Here is a 1,103-nt window from a genome sequence, read left to right on the forward strand (position 1 = left end):
AACGGCTATCGAAACCAGGCCAATCATGACTTGGACGGATCATCGCAGGTCACCTAGCTTCGATGGATGTGACAGCCACGATAGAGCGCGGCGCCCGCCCGCACGTGTATGACGGGAAATCTCCGGCAGGGATGTCGATCCGGCGCAGGCGTGTCCGACGCGTCAGTGAGAGAACGAAGAACATGCCGAAAGGACGCGTCATGCAGAAGATCACCACGTTCCTCTGGTTCGACGGCCAGGCTGAGGAGGCCGCCGTCTTCTACACCTCGATCTTCCCCGGTTCCCGGGTGGTGGAGGTGCAGCCGGGGCCGGACGGCAAGCCGATGATGGTCGTGTTCGAGCTGGCCGGGCAGCGCTACCTGGCGCTCAACGGCGGGCCGCAGTTCACCTTCAACGAGGCGATCTCGCTTTTCGTCGACTGCGAGTCGCAGGAGGAGGTCGACGAGCTGTGGGGCAAGCTCACCGAGGGCGGTGAGGAGGGGCCGTGCGGGTGGCTGAAGGACCGCTACGGCCTGTCCTGGCAGATCGTCCCCCGTGAGCTGCCCCGGCTGCTGAGCCACCCGGACCCCGAGGTGGCGGGGAGGGTCTTCCAGGCCATGCAGGGGATGAAGAAGATCGACATTCAGGGGCTGCTGGACGCCGCCGGGGCCTGACCGGGAGAGGGCCGGGGCCGCCGGCCCTCTCGACGGGTCAGTCGACGGCCATCTCGCCCAGGCGCGACCAGTCGTCCTGCGGGATCGTGGTGTTGATGATCCGCGGCGTCTCCGCCAGGTGCGGCGGCAGGTCGCGCTGGGCCTGGCGGAAGTGCTCCGACTGGACGTGCGCGGCGCCCGCCTCGTCGTCCCGGAACGCCTCCACCAGCACGTACTCGTTCGGGTCGTCCAGGCTGCGCGACCAGTCGAACCAGAGGCAGCCGGGCTCGGCGCGGGTGGCCCGGGTGAACTCCGCGACGATCTCCGGCCACCTGTCGGCGGACTCCGGGCGGACGCGGAACTTGGCGGTGATGAAGATTCAATCAGTTCGTGGGTTTCTGGACTACCGGAGGCTCTCACCGATGTAGGCCAGATGCGGATCGGCGAAGAATGACCGCACCAGTGCGGGCA

At 67.3% G+C, this 1,103-nt stretch carries 2 protein-coding genes; one reads left to right on the forward strand and one right to left on the reverse strand.

The genetic code is table 11. The annotated features are described in order from the left end of the window. Positions 1-200 precede the first annotated feature (200 nt). The gene (locus AB0J42_RS37720; protein WP_364303405.1) at positions 201-653 is read left to right on the forward strand and encodes a VOC family protein; all 453 of its coding nucleotides are present in this window, start codon (positions 201-203) and stop codon (positions 651-653) included. A gap of 37 nt (positions 654-690) precedes the next feature. On the opposite strand, the gene AB0J42_RS37725 is transcribed toward AB0J42_RS37720, so the two are convergent. Beyond that, positions 691-1,011, reverse strand: a complete 321-nt coding sequence (locus AB0J42_RS37725) for a putative quinol monooxygenase (protein ID WP_364303407.1) — start codon at positions 1,009-1,011, stop codon at positions 691-693. Positions 1,012-1,103 lie beyond the last annotated feature (92 nt).

Origin of the sequence: Nonomuraea sp. NPDC049649, assembly GCF_040675175.1 — a bacterium.
Lineage (GTDB): Bacteria > Actinomycetota > Actinomycetes > Streptosporangiales > Streptosporangiaceae > Nonomuraea.

Excerpts from the sequence above, each read along its gene's own strand:
- AB0J42_RS37720 (WP_364303405.1), top strand. The coding sequence starts at position 201 with ATGCAGAAGATCACCACGTTCCTCTGGTTCGACGGCCAGGCTGAGGAG.